We start from the raw sequence: 20,541 nt of genomic DNA, 5'->3' as shown, positions 1-20,541 counted from the left end.
GTCAACACGATTTAAGAGGCGGCATCATTGTCTACGGGTAATTTGGATTTCGAACAGTTCCGGGTCTTCCTGGAAAAAGCCTGTGGCATTTTGCTCGGTGAAAACAAGCAGTACCTGGTCTCGAGCCGTCTCAACAAACTGATGGAGCAGCAAGGCATCAAGTCCCTGGGTGAGCTGGTACAGCGCATCCAGACCCAGCCGCGCAGCGGTTTGCGCGAGCAGGTGGTCGATGCCATGACGACCAACGAAACCTTGTGGTTTCGCGACACCTATCCGTTTGAAGTCTTGAAGAACAAGGTGCTGCCCGAGGCGATCAAGGCCAGCCCCAACCAGCGTCTGCGGATCTGGTCGGCGGCCTGCTCGTCGGGTCAGGAACCGTATTCGCTGTCGATGTCGATCGACGAGTTCGAGCGCAGCAACCTTGGTCAGTTGAAGATGGGCGTGCAGATCGTTGCCACCGACCTGTCCGGCAGCATGCTGACCAACTGCAAGACCGGCGAGTACGACAGCCTGGCCATCGGCCGCGGTTTGTCCGCCGATCGCTTGCAACGCTACTTCGACCCGAAAGGGCCGGGGCGCTGGGTGATCAAGGCGCCGATCAAGAACCGGGTGGAATTCCGCTCGTTCAACCTGCTCGACAGCTACGCCAGTCTGGGCAAGTTCGACATCGTGTTCTGCCGCAACGTGCTGATCTACTTCTCCGCCGAGGTGAAGAAAGACATCCTGTTGCGCATTCACAGCACGCTGAAGCCGGGCGGCTATCTGTTCCTTGGCGCGTCCGAAGCGCTGAACGGTTTGCCGGATCATTACCAGATGGTTCAGTGCAGTCCGGGGATCATTTACCAGGCGAAGTGAAACAAAGCATCAGGCATACAAAATCGGGAGCCCCCAAGGGCTCCCTTTTTTATGCCTGATGCTTTGTTTCATGCAGGAGCTGCCGAAGGCTGCGATCTTTTGATCCTGTTTTGAAGGATCAAGATCAAAAGATCGCAGCCTTCGGCAGCTCCTACAGGGAGAGTTGTTAACAGGACGAAGCGGCAGAAAAGCGGCAGGCAGCGGAAACCGGTTGCCGCTTTTCTGGCATTGCCGCTTTGCCGATTCCCCGCAAAGCCCCGGTTTACGCGGGTTTTTGTGTTTGGCACGGCGCTTGCTAAAGCTCAGGTACGAAAAACCGCTCACCCGAAGGTTCCCGACATGAGCATCAGCTTCGATAAAGCGCTCGGCATTCACGAAAAGGCATTGGGTTTCCGTGCCCAGCGCGCTGAAGTGCTGGCCAACAACATCGCCAACGCCGATACCCCGAACTACAAGGCTCGGGATCTGGACTTCTCCAAAGTGCTCGAAGCACAGAGCCAGAAAAACGCCAACGGCACCATCGCCCTGAACATGACCAACAGCCGTCACATCGAAGCTGAAGGCCTGGGCAATGGCGACGAGTCGCTGATGTATCGCACGCCGATGCAGCCTTCGATCGACCAGAACACCGTGGATGCTCAGCTGGAACAGTCCAACTACGCGGAAAACGCCGTGGGCTTCCAGGCCAGCTTCACCCTGCTCAACAGCAAATTCAAAGGGCTGGTATCGGCCCTGCGCGGAGAGTAATCCATGTCCCTGTCCAGCGTTTTCAACATTGCCGGCAGCGGCATGAGCGCACAAACCACGCGTCTGAACACCGTGGCGTCGAACATCGCCAACGCCGAAACCGTTTCGTCGAGCATCGACCAGACCTACCGCGCCCGTCACCCGGTGTTCGCCACCATGTTTCAGGGCGGCCAGAACAGCGGCAGCAACTCGCTGTTCCAGAGCCAGGATGCCGCAGGGCAGGGCGTGCAAGTGCTCGGCGTGGTCGAAGACCAGAGCAACCTCGAAGCACGCTACGAGCCGAACCATCCGGCCGCTGACGCCAAGGGCTACGTCTACTACCCGAACGTCAACGTGGTGGAAGAAATGGCTGACATGATTTCCGCGAGCCGGTCGTTCCAGACCAACGCCGAAATGATGAACACCGCCAAAACCATGATGCAGAAGGTACTGACCCTCGGTCAGTAATAAGGGGCGACGGCCATGAGTGTTTCCGATACCACCAGCAGCCTGAGCATGAATGACATCCTGTCGAACTCCTCGAAGAAAACGAGCAGTACGACCGGCGATGGCATTGCCTCGGCCACCAACAGCACCACCGGCGGCCAGGCCCTGGGCAAGGATGCGTTCCTGCAACTGCTGGTCACCCAGCTGAAAAACCAGAACCCGCTTGATCCGCAGGACAACAGCGCCTTCGTTGCGCAGCTGGCGCAGTTCAGCAGCCTTGAGGGCATCACCACCCTCAACAGCACCGTCAGTTCGCTGGCCGGCAACTACAACTCCTCGCAAGCCTTGCAGGCGTCGTCGCTGGTGGGCCGCAACGTGATCGTGCAGACCAACACCGTTCAACTGGACGACCCAAGCAAAGGCATGACCGGTTCGGTCAGCGTTCCGTCGTCGATTGCCGGCGGCACCGTCAGCATTACCGACAGCAGCGGCACGGTGGTTCGCACCCTCGATCTGGGCAGTCGCGCCGCAGGCAGCGCGAGCTTCACCTGGGACGGCAAGGACAAGGACGGCAACCTGGTGAAGACCGGTACCTACACCGTCAAGGCCAACGCCTCGATCAATGGCACCTCGACCGATATGGCGACCTACCTGCCAGCCACGGTCAACAGCGTGACCATCAGCCAGACCGGTGGCGAGCTGATGCTCAACCTGTCCGGCAAGGGCACCGTCGCCCTGTCCAAAGTACAAACCATTGGTATATAGAGCCGACCAACCGGCACAAAGGAGTGGAATATGTCTTTCAATATCGGCCTTAGCGGTCTCTATGCAGCCAACAAACAACTGGACGTGACCGGCAACAACATCGCCAACGTCGCGACTGCCGGTTTCAAATCGTCCCGTGCAGAATTCGAAGACGTCTACTCGGCCACTCGCCTGGGTAGCGGCAGCAAGGTCATCGGCAACGGCGTGCGCTTGGCCAACGTGTCCCAGCAGTTCACCCAGGGTGACATCAACAACACCGGTAACGTGCTGGACATGGGCATCAACGGTTCCGGCTTCTTCACCATGAGCAACAACGGCTCGATTTCCTATACCCGTGCCGGTACGTTCAAAGTCGACAACGCCGGTTACATCACCAACACCGACTACACCTCGCGTCTGCAAGGTTATGGTGTGGATGCCAACGGCAAGATCATCAATGGTGTGCTGACCGACCTGAAAATCGATACTTCCAACCTGGCGCCGAAGTCCACCTCGCTGGTGACCTCGACCATCAACCTGAACTCGTCGGCACCGGTGATCACCGATACCGGCGCTAACGCTGTCGTCTTCGACCCGACAAAACTCGAGACATACACCAAGCAGTTCAGTACGCCGATCTATGATTCCCAGGGCAACTCGCACGTCATGGATCAGTACGTGGTGAAGACTGGCCAGAACACCTGGAAGGTCTACACCCTGGTAGACGGTCGTAACCCGGACGCTACCGGCAGCGATCCGAAGGTCACCGCGCCAGTGCCTTCCACCATGACGTTTGACTCTGCTGGCAAGCTGACCCAGGTCAGTACTCCGCCAGGTCCTGTGATCAGCAGTGACCTGAAGCTCACTGGCTGGGTGCCGGGTACTGTGGTTAATGGGACGTTCACGCCTAACGGCGCTTCGGCGAACCCGGCCGGTATCACCATTTCGATGGCGCAGACCACCCAGTACAACGCAGATACCGCTCGTTCGATTCCGACTCAGGATGGTTACGCCACTGGCCAGATCACCAACCTGACCATCGACGGCACCGGTACGCTGTTCGCCAACTTCAGCAACAACCAGAGCAAGGCCATCGGCCAGGTTGCGCTGGCCAGCTTCACCAACGAGCAAGGCCTGCAGCCTGTCGGCGGCACCAGCTGGAAAGAGACGTTCGCCTCGGGTATCCCGGGTTACGACGCGCCGAAAACCGGTACTTTGGGTGAGGTGGTGTCCAACTCGCTGGAAGAGTCCAACGTTAACCTGACCAACGAACTGGTGGACCTGATCAAGGGCCAGAGCAACTATCAGGCGAACGCCAAGACTATCTCCACCCAGAGCACCATCATGCAGACCATCATTCAGATGACCTGATTGCGGTTTCTGATTGTGCAAGGGAGCCCCTCTTTTTGAGGGGCTTTTTTGTGGGCTATTGTTTTGTGGGATTATCCGTTGCTGCGGTAACGGCTACTTAGGGTTTCGCCCTTACGGCGAGTCACTTTTGCAGACGCCCAAAAGTAACCAAAACGCTTGGTCCCAACGTTCGGCCCTCGCCGTGGCTCGGGTTCCTTCGCTACGGTATTCATCCGGGGGGCATCGCCTACGGTTTGCTTCGCTGCACCTCCTCTCGATGTGTTTGGCTTCGCCAAAAGGTCGCTGCGCTCCCACCCCCGGATGAATCCCTCCACTCAGCCTGCCGACGGGCCCTCAGATCAAAAGCGGTACTCGAGCTAACGCTCATCGTGTTGGATGGCGGAAAAGCGAGCGCTTGGCTGTGGGAGTCAGCCTGCTGGCGATGGCGGCCTGACAGCCGACCAATCTCTGACTGAACGCACCCAGGCTCATGTAGGAGCTGCCGAAGGCTGCGATCTTTTGATCTTTGGCAGAGCACTAAAGATCAAAAGATCGCAGCCTCGTTGCACTCGACAGCTCCTACAGGTAAATGGCAGACAAAAGAAAACCCCCGACAAACCAGAAGTCTGTCGGGGGTTTTCTTTTGCCTGGAAGCATCAGGCGTCTCGCGACGCCTGACCCGGCTCAGCTTATTGGCAAGCTTCGCAATCCGGCTCGTCGATCGCGCAAGCCTTTGGCACTGGCGCCGGACCTGCCGGAGCGGCCAGAACCGAATCGTCGCCGTGGTTGCCGCCGCTGGAAACAGCATTCAGCTTGCCGGTGTTGATGGTCGACTTCTCGGTGCTGGTCGCGGCCAAGGCACGGAGGTAGTAGGTGGTTTTCAGACCACGGTACCAGGCCATACGGTAGGTCACGTCGAGCTTCTTGCCCGAGGCGCCGGCGATGTACAGGTTCAGCGACTGGGCCTGGTCGATCCACTTCTGACGACGGCTGGCGGCGTCAACGATCCACTTGGTGTCCACTTCGAACGCGGTCGCGTAGAGCTCTTTGAGTTCTTGCGGGATGCGCTCGATCTGCTGAACCGAACCGTCGTAGTACTTCAGGTCGTTGATCATGACCGAGTCCCACAGACCGCGAGCCTTGAGGTCGCGAACCAGGTACGGGTTGATCACGGTGAATTCGCCCGACAGGTTCGATTTCACATACAGGTTCTGGTAGGTCGGTTCGATCGACTGCGAGACGCCGGTGATGTTGGCGATGGTTGCGGTCGGTGCGATGGCCATGATGTTGGAGTTACGAATGCCTTTCTGTACACGGGCGCGAACCGGTGCCCAGTCCAGGGTTTCGTTCAGGTCAACGTCGATGTACTTCTGGCCGCGCTGTTCGATCAGGATCTGTTGCGAATCCAGCGGCAGGATGCCTTTGGACCACAGCGAACCGTTGAAGGTCTCGTACGCGCCGCGCTCGTCGGCCAGGTCGCAGGACGCCTGGATCGCGTAGTAGCTGACCGCTTCCATCGACTTGTCGGCGAACTCGACGGCAGCGTCGGAACCGTAAGGGATGTGCTGCAGGTACAGCGCGTCCTGGAAGCCCATGATGCCCAGACCGACCGGACGGTGGCGGAAGTTGGAGTTCTTCGCTTGCGGCACCGAGTAGTAGTTGATGTCGATCACGTTGTCGAGCATGCGCACGGCGGTGTTCACGGTGCGTTGCAGCTTGGCGGTGTCCAGCTTGCCGTCGACGATGTGGTTCGGCAGGTTGATCGAGCCCAGGTTGCAAACGGCGATCTCGTCCTTGTTGGTGTTCAAGGTGATCTCGGTGCACAGGTTCGAGCTGTGAACCACGCCGACGTGCTGCTGCGGGCTACGCAGGTTGCACGGGTCTTTGAAAGTCAGCCATGGGTGGCCGGTTTCGAACAGCATGGAGAGCATTTTGCGCCACAGGTCTTTGGCCTGGATGGTCTTGAACAGCTTGACCTTGCCCGGGTACTCGGTCAGGGCTTCGTAGTACTCGTAGCGCTCTTCGAAGGCTTTACCGGTCAGGTCGTGCAGATCCGGTACTTCGGAAGGCGAGAACAGGGTCCACTTGCCGTCATCGAAGACGCGCTTCATGAACAGGTCAGGGATCCAGTTGGCGGTGTTCATGTCGTGGGTACGACGACGATCATCACCGGTGTTCTTGCGCAGTTCGATGAACTCTTCGATGTCCATGTGCCAGGTTTCCAGGTAGGCACACACAGCGCCTTTGCGCTTGCCACCCTGGTTAACGGCTACGGCGGTGTCGTTCACTACTTTGAGGAACGGAACCACGCCTTGCGACTTGCCGTTGGTGCCCTTGATGTACGAACCCAGTGCACGCACCGGCGTCCAGTCGTTGCCCAGGCCACCAGCGAATTTGGACAACATGGCGTTGTCGTGGATCGCGTGGTAGATGCCCGACAGGTCGTCCGGAACGGTGGTCAGGTAGCAGCTCGACAGCTGTGGACGCAGGGTACCGGCGTTGAACAGAGTCGGGGTCGAAGCCATGTAGTCGAAGGACGACAGCAGGTTGTAGAACTCGATCGCGCGGTCTTCTTTCTGCTTCTCTTCGATCGCCAGGCCCATGGCCACGCGCATGAAGAAGATCTGCGGCAGTTCGAAACGCACGCCATCCTTGTGGATGAAGTAACGGTCGTACAGGGTCTGCAGGCCCAGGTAGGTGAATTGCTGATCGCGCTCGTGGTTGATCGCCTTGCCCAGTTTTTCCAGGTCGAAGGAGGCCAGCACAGGGTTCAGCAGTTCGAACTCGATACCTTTGGCGATGTAAGCCGGCAGCGCCTTGGCGTACAGGTCGGCCATTTCGTGGTGAGTGGCGCTCTCGGCCACGCCGAGGAAGCCCAGGCCTTCGGCACGCAGGGTGTCCATCAGCAGGCGGGCGGTGACGAACGAGTAGTTCGGCTCACGTTCAACCAGGGTACGCGCGGTCATCACCAACGCGGTGTTGACGTCGTTCAGGGCCACGCCGTCGTACAGGTTTTTCAGGGTTTCGCGCTGGATCAGGTCGCCATCGACTTCAGCCAGGCCTTCGCAGGCTTCGGTGACGATGGTGTTCAGGCGGCCCATGTCCAGCGGCGCGAGGCTGCCGTCGGCGCGGGTGATGCGGATCGACGGGTGCGCGTCGACGGCGGCTTCGACCGGGGTATGGGCTGCGCGTTCTTTCGAACGGGCGTCACGGTAGATCACGTAGTCGCGAGCGACTTTCTGCTCGCCGGCACGCATCAGGGCCAGTTCGACCTGGTCCTGGATTTCTTCGATGTGGATGGTGCCGCCCGACGGCATGCGACGCTTGAAGGTCGCGGTGACTTGTTCGGTCAGGCGGGCAACGGTGTCGTGGATTCGCGACGAAGCGGCAGCGGTGCCGCCCTCAACTGCGAGAAACGCTTTGGTGATAGCGACGGTGATCTTGTCATCGGTGTAAGGAACGACAGTGCCATTACGCTTGATCACGCGCAGTTGACCAGGCGCGGTGGCGGCCAGATCCGAATTCGAATCGGCGGCCTGCGGCAAGGTGCCCTGCGGGTTCTCGCGAGTTGTGTCGGTTTGCATGGGGGGTGATCTCCACATTCTCTATGTTTGTTTGGGCACCATCATGGTGCTCACCGTTCTGGTCCGAAGCACTACAACCGACGGGCGTCGGGCATAACAACTTCGGATCAGTAGGAAAAAGGCTAATGACGCCGCATCCTTGCCGAAGTTTTTGGCTGCGAGCCAGGGCTCGAGCCGGATTCCTTCCCGGATGACAGTAATGACTGCAACACCCGTACCGTTCCGGTCGTTTCCGACCTGAAAAACGGCGCCATCCGCAAGTGCGGTTTGGGCTTTGAAAAACTTGCTTGGTTCAACCGGAAACTGGCAATAAAGCGCTTGAGTTTCAGGCCCGAAATGTGGTTGGTCGCCTGAGCGGAAAACCCTATATGTAGGGTCTCTCCTCGCGCCGTGCTACAAGATAATGCGTTTCGAGAGGGCTTGCAACGTACTAGCTGTGGATAAACCTGTGCGTAAATTGTGTAAGAAACCAGGAATTCCCGTGTAGGCCGCGAACCTGCTGAGCCAGACCGTTTGTCACTGTTTTTCACTTGGGAAAAACGCTTCAGCGGATTTTTAAGGGCGCGAACCCTATCACAAAAAACCGCCTTGTCCGAACGCATTTGCCGACTTGTGTTCTGCCGGTACGCCGTTTATACAATCGGGCGGCGTTTACCCATTCTTATGCTCCCAAAAGATGACAAAAAGACGGGAGCATCGGAATCTGCGGACAACCGCACGCCTGTGTAGGAGCTGCCGCAGGCTGCGATCTTTTGCTTTTAAAAGGCAAGGTCAAAAGATCGCAGCCTGCGGCAGCTCCTACAGGGGGCAGTGTGTTTCTGCCTTATTAATAACAATAGAAAGCAGAGGTCACCGGTGGAGCAAGAAGCCTGGCAGGTATTGATAGTCGAGGACGACCAGCGACTGGCCGAACTCACCCGCGAATACCTGCAAGCCAATGGATTGCGCGTGGAGATCGAAGGCAACGGCGCGCTGGCGGCGGCGCGGATCATCAAGGAGCAGCCGGACCTGGTGATCCTCGACCTGATGCTGCCCGGTGAAGACGGCTTGAGCATTTGCCGCAAGGTCCGCGACCGTTACGACGGGCCGATCCTGATGCTCACCGCGCGCACCGACGATGCCGACCAGATCCAGGGCCTCGACCTCGGTGCTGACGATTACGTGTGCAAACCGGTGCGCCCACGGCTGTTGCTGGCACGGATTCAGGCTTTGCTGCGGCGCAGTGACAGCGCCGAGCCGGTCACGGAAAAAAGCCGCCGCCTGCAATTCGGCCCGCTGGTGGTGGACAACGCCTTGCGCGAAGCCTGGCTCAGTGACAGCGGCATCGAACTGACCAGCGCCGAATTCGACCTGCTCTGGCTGCTGGTATCGAATGCCGGACGAATCCTCTCTCGCGAAGAGATTTTCACTGCGCTGCGTGGCATCGGCTATGACGGCCAGGACCGCTCGATCGATGTGCGCATCTCGCGCATCCGCCCGAAAATCGGCGATGACCCCGATCATCCGCGCCTGATCAAGACCATCCGCAGCAAAGGCTATCTGTTCGTTCCGGAAGCCTGCGTGGATCTGGCGCTGTGAACTCGATCTTCCTGCGCATCTATGGCGGCATGTGCGCGGCGCTGATTCTGGTAGCGGTGCTTGGGGTGCTGGCACTGCACCTGCTCAATCAGGTGCGCAGCGAGCAATACCGCGAGCGCCTGGCCCACGGCACGTTCTCGCTGATGGCCGACAACCTGCAACCGATGAACGCAACCGAGCGCCACCGGGCATTGTTGGTCTGGGAGCGCCTGCTGGGGATTCCGCTGGCGCTGAAGACGTTTTCCGAAACCGGTCTGGACCTCTCTCAGCGCGCCCGGGTGCAGCGCGGTCAGGCACTTGTGGAGCAGACCGGTCCGCATGCGGCGCGGGTCTATCGACTGGTCAGCGACAAGGAACAGTTGCTGCTGACCGGCGATGTCCAGCAGATCAGCGAACAACTGGCCCGTGCGACTATTTACCTGCTGGCCGATGAACTGGTACGTGTGCCAGTTGGCGAACAGCCCAAGCGGCTGGCGCAGTTAAAGGAGGAGAAAGGTTTCGGTTTTGATTTGCGCCTGGTCACGGTCAACGAGGCCGACATGGACGAAGACCAGAGCCGCCGTGTGTCCGAGGGCGATACGGTGATGGCGCTGGGCAAGGGCGGGGACTCGATCCGGGTGTTTGCCGGCATGGTCGGCACGCCGTGGGTGCTGGAGATCGGCCCGCTGTATCAGATGAATCCGTATCCGCCGCAATGGCTGGTGCTGATTGCGGCCCTCGGCCTGAGCCTGATCGGGCTGATCGTTTATCTGTTGGTGCGCCAGCTCGAACGACGTCTGCGCGGTCTCGAAGCCGCCGCCACGCGCATCGCCAAGGGCAGTCTGGAAACCCGCGTGCCGGCCCGTGGCGCTGACTCGGTGGGGCGGCTGGCGGCAGCGTTCAATGGCATGGCCGAGCACTTGCAGCAGTTGCTGGCGATCCAGCGCGAACTGGTGCGCGCAGTGTCCCATGAGTTGCGTACTCCCGTGGCGCGTCTGCGGTTCGGGCTGGAGATGATCGGCTCGGCCACCACCCCGCAGGCGCTGGAAAAGTACCGCGAGGGCATGGATCACGACATCGAGGATCTCGATAAGCTGGTGGACGAAATGCTCACCTACGCGCGGCTGGAGCAGGGGTCACCCGCGCTGACCTTTCAACGCATCGACCTCGATGCGCTGGTCAATCAAGTCATCGAAGAACTGGCGCCGTTACGTGCCGAGGTCACTGTACAACGCGGGTTGTGCCTGTCCGCTGCCGATAATGACGGCGCCTGGGTCGAGGCCGAGCCGCGCTTCCTGCACCGCGCGTTGCAGAACCTGGTGAGCAACGCGATGCGCCATGCGCACTCGAGCGTCACGGTGAGTTATCAGGTTGGGCAACTGCGCTGCCGGGTGGATGTCGAGGATGACGGGCCGGGTGTGCCGGAGTCAGCGTGGGAGCGCATCTTCACGCCGTTCCTGCGTCTGGATGACAGCCGCACACGGGCGTCGGGCGGGCATGGGCTGGGTCTGTCGATTGTGCGGCGGATCATTCACTGGCATGACGGGCGGGCGCTGATCAACAAGAGCAAGAGTCTGGGTGGGGCCTGTTTCAGTCTGAGCTGGCCGAGGAATCAGGAACGCCGCTGAGTTTTGTGCTGGTTTTACCGGCCCCCATCGCTGGCAAGCCAGCTCCCACAGTGTCCGTGATGAGCACAGATTTTGGATACACCCCTGAAACCTGTGGGAGCTGGCTTGCCAGTGATGGGGACTCACCGGCGCTGAAAAATCTTCAGGCAGGAATGCTGACCAGACTCAACAACTGCCCAGCCTGCACCCCGAACTGCGCGTCCAGCTCGGTGCCATGACGCCATTCACCTGAAAGATCGGTCAGCAAGCGCAAGCGAACCTGACCCTGCTCCGTCCACTCCAGCACCTCGGCGTGCTCGAAATAAAAGCGCTTCTGCACAATCGGGTACAGCGCCTTGAACAGGCTCTCTTTTACCGAAAACGTCAGGGTCACCCACAACCCCAGTTGCTCTCGCGAGCCGGCGGCCATGCGCTGCAATTCCGCTGGCGTGAGGATCTCCCCGGCCAAGCGTTCGGCACGCTCGGTCTCGAGCAGGTTTTCCAGATCCATGCCCAAGCCGCGCCAGTGCCGCTTGTTGGCGACAATCGCCGCCGCGTGTCCGGTGCTGTGGGTGATCGAGCCGCAGATGTGCGCCGGCCACACCGGCGCCCGGTCTTCGCCAATCGCCGGAATCACATTTGAGCCTTCCAGTTGCTGCAGCGCAGCCCGGGCACAAATCCGCCCGGCGAGAAACTCGGCCTGCCGTTTGGCCACCGAGCGCTGAACGCTCGGCGGCGGCTCGATGGCGCTGCGCTGGAAGTCATCGCCGAGCAGTTGCTTCGGATCGAAACGGGTGCTGAGCAGGACAGTGTCGGGCAACACGTTGGGCAACAGCCAATGGGCGTCGAGCGGGGTGCAGCAGGCGGGGAGGGGCGGGCTGGAATTCATGACGAGCATTTTGCCGGTTGGCGCGGATGCTGGGTAGAGCCAAAACCTGTATCAGGCGTCGCTGACCCTGTAGGAGCTGCCGAAGGCTGCGATCTTTTGTTCTTGATCTTAAGAAGCAAGATCAAAAGATCGCAGCCTTCGGCAGCTCCTACAGGGGGCGAAGTGGGTCAGCTGAAGATTTTCTGGAAGAACGCCTTCATGTCCGCCCAGGATTTTTCATCGGCCGCTTTGTTGTAGCCGATATCCGGGCCACCGTGATCGCCGTGGCTCAAGCGATCGGCATCCGGATTGGTGAAACCGTGCTTGGCGCCGTCGAGGCTGACGAATCTGTAGTCGGCGCCGGCCTTGTCCATTTCGGATTTGAACGCGGTGACGTTGTCGGCAGTGACCATGCTGTCCAGCGCGCCGTGTTCGACCAGAATTTTCGCCTTCACACTGCCGGGCGTCGCCGGGGTGGTGGTCGCCAGCGCACCGTGGAAACTCACCACGCCCGCCAGCGGCTCGCCCTGACGCGCGGCGTTGAGCACCACGCCACCGCCGAAGCAGTAACCGATGGCGGCGATTTTATTGACGTCGGTCTGCGGCTGCTTTTTCAGCAGATTCAACCCGGCCTCGAAACGTTTGCTGGAGGCCGCGGCATCCTGGGTCGCGGCCTGCATGAACGCCATCGCATCTTTCGGGTGCTCGGTGTTCTTGCCCTCGCCATACATGTCGATCGCCAGCGCGCTGTAGCCCAGTCCGGCGAGGTCGCGGGCACGGCGTTTGGCGTAATCGTTCAGGCCCCACCATTCATGCACCACCACCACGCCCGGGCGTTTGCCCTTGATCGCGTCGTCGTAAGCGTAATAACCGATCAGTCGGGTGCCGTCGGCGCTCTGGTAAGGAATCTCCTGAGTCTTGATCGCGGCGTTGGCCAGACTGCTGGCGGCGAGCAAGGCGAGGGCGAGGAACAGGCGCATGGTCGGTCTCCTTATCGAAAGTGGTCAAGACAGCCTAGTCGATTTGATTCAGCGCAGGTTCAGAGAGTGTTCAGGGCAGGTACAGGGGCAGGTCAGTAACCTTGCGCCATACCCAAACAGCACTGTGATAGAGGAAACGCGATGAATCGTCTGAACAAACTGCTGCTGGCTTTTACCTTGTTGGGCTCCAGCCTTGCGGCACATGCCGATGACACCAGCAACTTCGCCGGCCTGACCTTTGGCCAGACCAGTGACAAGGTCAAAAAGTCCCACGCGCTGAACGACAACCTTGGCCACCCGGACGCCAGCGGTGCAATCGACGGCAACAACACCTACGGCGTGCGCCTCGGTCAGCAAAACTCGCAAGGTCGCTACTACGCCACCTACGACAACGTGTCCGGTTCGCACAATGGCATTAAACTGCGCCAGGAAAATCTGCTGGGCAGTTACGATCTGTTCTATCCAGTGGGCGGCAGCACCAAGCTGTTCGGCGGCGCCACGGCCGGTTTGACCAAGCTGACCCAGGATTCGCCAGGCTACAGCCGTGACAGCGATATCGGGTACGCCGTCGGTGGCCAGTTCGGTGTGCTGCAACAGGTGGCGCAGAATGTGTCGGTCGAACTTGGCTACCGTTACCTGATGAGCAACGCCAGCACTGAAATGAAAGAGAGCGGTGGCAGCAAGCAAGGCTCGCTGGACTTGACCAGCAGCGCCCAGACTTACCTGTCGGCGAACTACGCTTTCTAAAGCGCGGTTCGCTCTAGACCCTGTGGGAGCGAGCTTGCTCGCGAAAGCGGTCTATCAGTCGACAACACTGTTGGCTGATACATCGCCTTCGCGAGCAAGCCCGCTCCCACACATGCGTTGTTGGAGTTTTTGATTTACCCGGGAGAGCGTTATGAAGCTGTTGGTCGTCGAAGATGAAGCGCTGTTGCGCCATCACCTGCAAACCCGCCTGACGGAGAGTGGCCACGTGGTCGAGTCCGTGGCCAATGCCGAAGAGGCGCTGTACCAGACCGGACAGTTCAACTTCGATCTGGCGGTGATCGACCTCGGTCTGCCCGGCATGGGCGGTCTGGACCTGATTCGCCAGTTGCGTTCGAGCGGCAAGACCTTTCCGATCCTGATTCTCACTGCCCGTGGCAATTGGCAGGACAAGGTCGAGGGCCTCGCCGCCGGTGCCGACGACTACGTGGTCAAGCCGTTCCAGTTCGAAGAACTCGACGCGCGCCTCAACGCCTTGCTGCGTCGCTCCAGCGGCTTCACCCAGTCGACCATCGTCGCCGGGCCGTTGTTGCTTGATCTCAATCGCAAACAGGCGTCGCTGGATGAAGAGCCGCTGGCGCTGACCGCCTACGAATACCGCATCCTCGAATACCTGATGCGCCACCATCAGCAAGTGGTGCCCAAGGATCGCCTGATGGAACAGCTCTATCCGGACGACGACGAGCGTGATCCGAACGTGATCGAAGTGCTGGTCGGCCGCTTGCGCCGCAAGCTCGAAGGCCCGGGCGGGTTCAAGCCGATCGATACCGTGCGTGGTCTCGGCTACCTGTTCAATGAGCGCTGCACTTGATTCGTTCTCTTCGCGTTCGCTTGATGCTCGCCGCCACCACGTTGGCGGTGTTGTTCATGCTCGGCTTGCTGCCGGCCATGCAGGGCGCGTTCAGCCTGGCACTGCAGGACTCGATCGAGCAGCGCCTGGCGTCGGACGTCACCACGCTGATCTCGGCGGCACGCGTCGACAGTGGTCATCTGGTGATGCCGGCGCAACTGCCGGATGAGCGCTTCAATCTTACCGACAACCGCCTGCTCGGCTACATCTACGACCGCGAAGGCAAACTGGTCTGGCGCTCGAAAGGTACGCAGGAAGAGCAGATCAACTACAAGCCGCGTTACGACGGCATGGGTAACGAGTTCGCGCGGATCCGCGAGAGCAACGGCCAGGAGTTCTTCGTCTACGACGTCGAAGTCAAATTGCTCGGCGGCAAGAGCGCGGCTTTCAGTATCGTTGCGCTGCAACCGGTGCGCGAATATGAAAACACCCTTGAAGGCCTGCGCGAGAACCTCTATCTGGGCTTCGGCGCTGCCTTGTTGGTGCTGCTGGCGCTGTTGTGGATCGGCCTGACCTGGGGCCTCAAGGCGCTGCGTCGGCTGAGTCAGGAACTCGACGAAATCGAAAGCGGCACCCGCGAAAGCCTCACCGAACAGCACCCGCGCGAACTGCTGCGCCTGACCGGCTCGCTCAACCGTTTGCTGCACAGTGAACGCCAGCAACGCAGCCGTTACCGCGACTCTCTCGATGACCTGGCGCACAGCCTGAAAACCCCGTTGGCGGTGTTGCAAGGGGTCAGTGAAGACATGGCCCAACGCCCGGAAGATCGCGATCAAGCCTGGGTGCTGCAAACCCAGATCGAACGCATGAGCCAGCAAATCAGCTATCAACTGCAACGGGCCAGCCTGCGCAAAAGCGGTCTGGTGCGCCATCAGGTGCGGCTGCGGCCGGTGCTCCAGAGCCTGTGCGATACGCTGGACAAGGTTTACCGCGACAAACATGTTCGAGTGGCGTTCGACCTGCCGGAGCAATGTTATGTGCCGATCGAACAGGGCGCGTTGCTGGAGATGATGGGCAACCTGCTGGAAAACGCTTATCGCCTGTGCCTGAGCGAAGTGCGCATCAGCGTGCGCGAGAGCCTGACCGGTATCGAGTTGTGCATCGAAGACGACGGCCCCGGCGTGCCGCCGAATCAGCGCGCGCGGATTCTCGAGCGTGGTGAGCGTCTGGACCGCCAGCATCCGGGGCAGGGCATCGGGCTGGCGGTGGTCAAGGACATCATCGAAAGCTACAACGCCAAGCTGATGCTCGGAGATTCGCCGATGGGCGGGGCAGCGTTCAGGATTCAGTTTCCTGCGGTTTAGGTGTTGGTCTTTCGGGCGCCATCGCTGGCAAGCCAGCTCCCACAGTGTCCGAGTCGTATACAAATTCCTTGAACGACATCAAAACCTGTGGGAGCTGGCTTGCCAGCGATAAGGCCAGTCAAGGCGCCACAGACGGCGAGCAGATCACTGCTCCTGCGCCCGATAAGCCCCCGGTGTCAGCCCCGTCCATTTCTTGAACGCCCGGTGAAACGCCGACGGTTCGGAAAACCCCAACTGCTCGGCAATCTGCTGCAACGACAGATCCGCCCGGCCCAGGTGATAAATCGCGATGTCGCGGCGCAACTGATCCTTCAATTCCTGAAAACTGGTGCCTTCCTCACGCAAATGCCGACGCAGGGTTTGCGGGCTGATGTGCAACTGCGCAGCTACCGCTTCCAGGTCCGGCCAGTGCGCGCTGTCGCGGCTGAGCAAACGGCGCAGGCGGCTGCTGAGGCTGTCGCCGTCGTCCGGGCGCGACAACAGGTCGGCGGGGGAGCGTTCAAGGAAATGCTTCAAGGTGCGTTCGTCCTGCAACAGCGGCATGTGCAGGTAGCGGCTGTGAAACAGCAGGCTGCTCTGCTCGGCGCAAAACACCAACGGACAGGGGAACAGCAGGTCGTACTCGGCACCGTGCGCCGGTTTCGGGTAACTGAAGGTGGCCTGCTCCAGACGAATCCGCTGGCCGATCAGCCAGCTGCCGAGGCGATGCCAGATCACCAGCAGGCTCTCGCTGAGAAAGTGATCCGGGTCCCATAACTGCGCATCATCGAGGCTCAGGCGCACCCATTCGTCTTCGCGGCTCAGGCTCAGGCGCGGGGCCGCGGGGAATAGGCTATAAAACAATAAACCGCGTTGCAGTGCCTTCTCCAGATTGCGGCAGTGGATCAGCGCGTGGCACATCATCGCGAAGCTGCCGGGTTTGCTTGGCGCGTTGCCAAAGCCCAGGTATTCGTCATCCAGCGCGAGCCACAGGCTCTGGATCAGTTGGGTGAATTGCTCCGGGGCGATGCGCGCCCGTGGCTCGTCGAGCAACTCGGGGCTGATGCCCAGTTGCTGCAGCAGCGGCGCATAGTCGAATCCCGAACGGCGTGCGCCACCGAGGGCGGCGCGGGCGAAATGACTGGCGATGGTGCGTTCGCGCATAAGCGGCTGATCCTTCCTCAGGCGCCGGATGGTAGCCGGGGCAAGCGCAGGGCAACAAGGCGGATTTCCGCCAAATTGTAGGACGGGATTCGCTGACTTGGCGGAAATCCGCCACGCCTGCGTCACCGGGCAGTGACAAAAATACCCTGCATACCCTGATATCAAAAGGCTTGCAGCGATTCGCACCAAAGTGGCACGGCGTTTGCGATAAGAGCGACAGAAGTGTGCGTCTTTCCGCTGGAAAAGCGCTGCTCGACACAACAAATCCCTCCAGTGCAGGAGGGTTCGCAATTCAGGTTCTGCGCTCAACAGATGGATGTTGCCCGCGGGACGCTTGAGGACACTTGCAATGACGACTCGTCAGCCACTGTACAAATCCCTGTATTTCCAGGTGATCGTCGCGATCATCATCGGTATTGCCCTTGGTCACTACTACCCGCAGTTCGGTGTGGCGGTTAAGCCGCTGGGCGACGGGTTCATCAAGCTGATCAAAATGATCATCGCCCCGATCATCTTCTGCACCGTGGTCAGCGGCATTGCTGGCATGCAAAGCATGAAATCGGTCGGCAAGACCGGCGGTTACGCACTCCTGTACTTCGAAATCGTTTCGACCATCGCCCTGCTGGTCGGTCTGATCGTGGTCAACATCGTGCAGCCGGGCAACGGCATGCACATTGACGTCAGCACCCTGGACGCCTCGAAAGTCGCCACTTATGTGCAGCAAGGCGCAGACCAGAGCGTTGTCGGCTTCCTGCTCAACGTGATCCCGACCACCATCGTCGGCGCGTTCGCCACCGGTGACATCCTGCAAGTGCTGATGTTCTCGGTGATCTTCGGTTTTGCCCTGCACCGCCTGGGTGACTACGGCCGTCCGATCCTCGACTTCATCGATCGCTTCGCCCACGTGATGTTCAACATCATCAACATGATCATGAAGCTCGCGCCAATCGGTGCCTTCGGTGCGATGGCGTTCACCATCGGTGCCTACGGTGTCGGCTCGCTGGTGCAGCTGGGTCAACTGATGGCCTGCTTCTACATCACCTGCCTGGCGTTCATCCTGATCGTGCTGGGCGCCATCGCCCGTATGCACGGCTTCAGCGTGCTGAAGATGATCCGTTACATCCGTGAAGAGCTGCTGATCGTACTGGGCACTTCCTCGTCGGAATCGGTACTGCCACGCATGCTGATCAAGATGGAACGTCTGGGCGCGAAGAAATCCGTCGTGGGTCTGGTGATCCCGACCGGTTACTCGTTCAACCTCGACGGTACCGCGATCTACCTGACCATGGCCGCCGTGTTCATTGCTCAGGCCACCGACACGCACATGGACATCACGCACCAGATCACCCTGCTGGTGGTATTGCTGCTGTCGTCCAAAGGCGCCGCCGGTGTGACCGGTTCGGGCTTCATCGTGCTGGCCGCCACCCTGTCGGCGGTCGGTCACCTGCCGGTGGCCGGTCTGGCGCTGATCCTCGGTATCGACCGCTTCATGTCCGAAGCCCGCGCCCTGACCAACCTGGTCGGCAACGCCGTGGCGACTATCGTGGTTGCCAAGTGGGTGAAAGAGCTGGACACCGACGTGCTGCAATCCGAGCTGGCTTCGGGTGGTCGCGGTATTGCTGACACCCGTCCGGAAGACGACCTGGGTGTGGCTGAAGGTGCTACCCCGAGCAACGTCAAGTAATCTGAATTGGCTCCAGTGTAATGCTGGAGCCTGATAACCCTTGTGGTGAGGGGATTTATCCCCGATGGGTCGCGAGGCGGCCCCTTCTTAGATAGAAGGGGACTGCTGCGCAGTCCATCGGGGATAAATCCCCTCGCTACAGGGGTTTTTTATTGCCTGCGATTTGAGCATTACGGTCACTGCCGCTGATGCATCCGGTGATTGCCGTGCGCGGCATCGCTGCCTAGTCTGGGTGCATCGCACAAGGAGTTCGCCCATGTCCGCACCGCTGGCCTCACTGAAGATCCTGGATTTCTCGACCCTGCTACCGGGGCCATTCGCCTCGCTGTTGCTGGCCGACATGGGCGCCGAAGTGCTGCGCATCGAGTCGCCCACGCGCATGGACCTGTTGCGGGTGCTGCCGCCGCACGATCAAGGGGTGTCCGCCAGCCACGCTTACCTCAATCGCAACAAGCGCAGTCTGGCGCTGGATCTCAAGCAGCCCGAGGCACTGGAAGTGGTCAAGCAGCTGCTGACCGATTACGACATTGTCCTGGAGCAGTTCCGTCCCGGGGTGATGGAGCGTCTGGGTCTGGGTTACGAGGCGCTGAAGGCGATCAACCCGAAGCTGATTTACGTGTCGATCACCGGCTATGGCCAGACCGGCCCGTACAAGGATCGCGCCGGGCATGACATCAATTATCTGGCGCTGGCCGGGCTCTCCAGCTACACCGGCCGCGCCGACAGCGGGCCGTTGCCGTTGGGCATGCAGGTGGCGGATATCGCGGGCGGTTCGCTGCATGGGGTGATCGGCCTGCTGGCGGCGGTCATCGCCCGGCAGCAGAGCGGGCAGGGCACGCATCTGGACGTGAGCATGACCGATTGCGCCTTCAGCCTGAACGCCATGGCCGGTGCCGGGTATCTGGCCTGTGGCGAGGAACCGCACTGGGAAGACCAGATGCTCAATGGCGGCAGCTTCTATGACTATTACCGCTCGCGCGACGGGCGCTGGCTGTCGGTGGGCAGTCTGGAACCGGGGTTCATGCAGCAACTGTGCGCGGCGTTGGGCCGGCCGGAGCTGGCGGCGCAGGGCTTGTCGCCTAAACCCGAACAGCAACGGTTATTGAAGGATGCGCTGAAAGTCGAGTTCGAGAGGCACGACTTTGCCGAGCTGTGCGAATTGTTCGCCGGAGTCGATGCCTGTGTCGAACCGGTCTTGAACCTGAGCGAGGCGGTGCAGCATCCGCAATTGCAGGCACGGGAGCTGGTGACCCAGGTGCCGCGTGGCGACGGTACGAAACAGGCGCAGATGGCCTGTCCGCTGAAATTTTCCGAGCCACTGCCGGCGCCGCGGCATGTTGGCGCGAAGTTGGGACAGCACACGGAGCAGGTGTTGGGGGAGTTGGGGTTTGATGCTGAGCGGATTGCTCAATTGCGGGCAGCCAAGGTGATTCTCTAGCGTTGGTGCTGGCCTCATCGCTGGCAAGCCAGCTCCCACAGGTTTTGTGTCGTACACAGAGTCTGTGAACACCCCAAAGAAACTGTGGGAGCTGGCTTGCCAGCGATGAGGCCCTCCAATGCAGCAACGAACCGGCTATTCCACCCGCATCTCACCACTGAACACCAAGGTGTTGCGACAACGCCGGCACAAATACCGCCGCCCCTGGCGCACCAGGCCATGACGCTGCGCCGAAAACGGAAAATCACTGTCGGCGCACGGGCATTTGTAGATATAGCGGGTCACGCTGCGGCGTTTCACGGCGTAGGTATGGCAACGATCCGGTGGCAGTTCATAAACCCCGCGCATGATCAGTTGCCATTCTTCGCCATGCGGCTGGATGCGGTCGCCGAACAGTTGATGGGCGATCAGGTGCGCGACTTCATGGGCCACGGTCTGCTTGAGGAAGTGTTCGGTGTTTTCCCGGTACAGCTGCGGGTTGAAGCGCAGCAGGTTCTCGTGCAGATGCGCGACACCGGCTTTTTGCCCGCGCAGCTTGAGGCTCACGACCGGGCGTTGGAAATGACGTTTGAAAAAGGCTTCAGCGAGTTGGTAACAGTCTTCGACGCGGGTATTGAGTTGCTCGGGCATGCTTGATGG

The 20,541-nt window shown here is 60.2% G+C and carries 17 protein-coding genes; 12 read left to right on the top strand and 5 right to left on the bottom strand.

Annotated elements, in window-relative coordinates; genetic code table 11:
* Positions 1–27 precede the first annotated feature (27 nt).
* The 5 genes from cheR (at position 28) to flgE (ending at position 4,143) form a co-directional block, all read left to right on the top strand.
* The gene (gene cheR, locus GTQ41_RS19855) at positions 28–855 is read left to right on the top strand and encodes a protein-glutamate O-methyltransferase CheR (RefSeq protein ID WP_007963053.1); all 828 of its coding nucleotides are present in this window, start codon (positions 28–30) and stop codon (positions 853–855) included.
* Between the two features lie 339 nt (positions 856–1,194).
* Positions 1,195–1,602 (top strand): flagellar basal body rod protein FlgB, encoded by a 408-nt coding sequence (flgB, locus tag GTQ41_RS19850; protein ID WP_025112931.1) that lies wholly within the window; start codon positions 1,195–1,197, stop codon positions 1,600–1,602.
* A 3-nt stretch (positions 1,603–1,605) separates the two neighbouring features.
* The gene (gene flgC / locus GTQ41_RS19845; RefSeq protein ID WP_003227217.1) at positions 1,606–2,049 is read left to right on the top strand and encodes a flagellar basal body rod protein FlgC; all 444 of its coding nucleotides are present in this window, start codon (positions 1,606–1,608) and stop codon (positions 2,047–2,049) included.
* Positions 2,050–2,064: 15 nt separating this feature from the next.
* Positions 2,065–2,793: a flagellar hook assembly protein FlgD gene (gene flgD / locus GTQ41_RS19840; RefSeq protein WP_047295813.1), complete on the top strand. Its 729-nt coding sequence runs from the start codon at positions 2,065–2,067 to the stop codon at positions 2,791–2,793.
* 30 nt (positions 2,794–2,823) lie between these two features.
* Complete coding sequence (gene flgE, locus GTQ41_RS19835; RefSeq protein ID WP_047295811.1) at positions 2,824–4,143, top strand: flagellar hook protein FlgE; 1,320 nt, start codon at positions 2,824–2,826, stop codon at positions 4,141–4,143.
* A 668-nt stretch (positions 4,144–4,811) separates the two neighbouring features.
* Here flgE and GTQ41_RS19830 read toward each other — a convergent pair.
* Positions 4,812–7,706, bottom strand: coding sequence for a ribonucleoside-diphosphate reductase subunit alpha (locus GTQ41_RS19830; protein ID WP_041067575.1), 2,895 nt, complete (start codon positions 7,704–7,706; stop codon positions 4,812–4,814).
* A gap of 855 nt (positions 7,707–8,561) precedes the next feature.
* Between GTQ41_RS19830 and GTQ41_RS19825 the strand changes: the two genes are divergently transcribed.
* On the top strand, positions 8,562–9,284 hold the full coding sequence (locus GTQ41_RS19825) for a response regulator (protein WP_047295809.1): 723 nt from the start codon (positions 8,562–8,564) through the stop codon (positions 9,282–9,284).
* Positions 9,281–10,891, top strand: coding sequence for an ATP-binding protein (locus tag GTQ41_RS19820; protein WP_047295806.1), 1,611 nt, complete (start codon positions 9,281–9,283; stop codon positions 10,889–10,891). Before GTQ41_RS19825 ends, GTQ41_RS19820 begins: the two co-directional genes overlap by 4 nt.
* 142 nt (positions 10,892–11,033) lie before the next feature.
* Here the strand turns inward: GTQ41_RS19820 and GTQ41_RS19815 are convergent, their stop codons facing one another.
* Complete coding sequence (locus GTQ41_RS19815) at positions 11,034–11,759, bottom strand: 4'-phosphopantetheinyl transferase (protein WP_217325345.1); 726 nt, start codon at positions 11,757–11,759, stop codon at positions 11,034–11,036.
* 167 nt (positions 11,760–11,926) lie between these two features.
* Positions 11,927–12,718: a dienelactone hydrolase family protein gene (locus GTQ41_RS19810; protein WP_047295804.1), complete on the bottom strand. Its 792-nt coding sequence runs from the start codon at positions 12,716–12,718 to the stop codon at positions 11,927–11,929.
* A 141-nt stretch (positions 12,719–12,859) separates the two neighbouring features.
* On the opposite strand from GTQ41_RS19810, the gene GTQ41_RS19805 reads away from it, so the two are divergent.
* The 3 genes from GTQ41_RS19805 (at position 12,860) to GTQ41_RS19795 (ending at position 15,637) form a co-directional block, all read left to right on the top strand.
* The gene (locus tag GTQ41_RS19805; protein ID WP_027612287.1) at positions 12,860–13,465 is read left to right on the top strand and encodes a membrane protein; all 606 of its coding nucleotides are present in this window, start codon (positions 12,860–12,862) and stop codon (positions 13,463–13,465) included.
* A 151-nt stretch (positions 13,466–13,616) separates the two neighbouring features.
* Positions 13,617–14,294 (top strand): response regulator transcription factor, encoded by a 678-nt coding sequence (locus tag GTQ41_RS19800; protein ID WP_027612288.1) that lies wholly within the window; start codon positions 13,617–13,619, stop codon positions 14,292–14,294.
* A complete protein-coding gene (locus GTQ41_RS19795) occupies positions 14,291–15,637 on the top strand; it encodes an ATP-binding protein (protein WP_047295802.1) in 1,347 nt (448 codons plus the stop codon). Before GTQ41_RS19800 ends, GTQ41_RS19795 begins: the two co-directional genes overlap by 4 nt.
* Before the next feature lie 144 nt (positions 15,638–15,781).
* Here the strand turns inward: GTQ41_RS19795 and GTQ41_RS19790 are convergent, their stop codons facing one another.
* Positions 15,782–16,780, bottom strand: a complete 999-nt coding sequence (locus GTQ41_RS19790) for an AraC family transcriptional regulator (RefSeq protein WP_047295800.1) — start codon at positions 16,778–16,780, stop codon at positions 15,782–15,784.
* A gap of 349 nt (positions 16,781–17,129) precedes the next feature.
* Between GTQ41_RS19790 and GTQ41_RS19785 the strand changes: the two genes are divergently transcribed.
* Positions 17,130–18,464 (top strand): dicarboxylate/amino acid:cation symporter, encoded by a 1,335-nt coding sequence (locus tag GTQ41_RS19785; RefSeq protein WP_027612291.1) that lies wholly within the window; start codon positions 17,130–17,132, stop codon positions 18,462–18,464.
* A 256-nt stretch (positions 18,465–18,720) separates the two neighbouring features.
* Positions 18,721–19,902 carry a CaiB/BaiF CoA-transferase family protein gene (locus GTQ41_RS19780; protein WP_047295798.1) on the top strand — a complete coding sequence of 394 codons (1,182 nt, stop codon included), beginning with the start codon at positions 18,721–18,723 and terminating at the stop codon, positions 19,900–19,902.
* A gap of 135 nt (positions 19,903–20,037) precedes the next feature.
* Here GTQ41_RS19780 and GTQ41_RS19775 read toward each other — a convergent pair whose 3' ends face one another.
* Positions 20,038–20,532, bottom strand: coding sequence for a SprT family zinc-dependent metalloprotease (locus GTQ41_RS19775; protein ID WP_047295796.1), 495 nt, complete (start codon positions 20,530–20,532; stop codon positions 20,038–20,040).
* Positions 20,533–20,541 lie beyond the last annotated feature (9 nt).

Origin of the sequence: Pseudomonas sp. AN-B15, from assembly GCF_019056475.1 — a bacterium.
GTDB classification, from domain to species: domain Bacteria; phylum Pseudomonadota; class Gammaproteobacteria; order Pseudomonadales; family Pseudomonadaceae; genus Aquipseudomonas; species Aquipseudomonas parakoreensis.
Note: the sequence above shows the minus strand (reverse complement) of the source record. Positions and strands in the feature narration are given on the sequence as shown.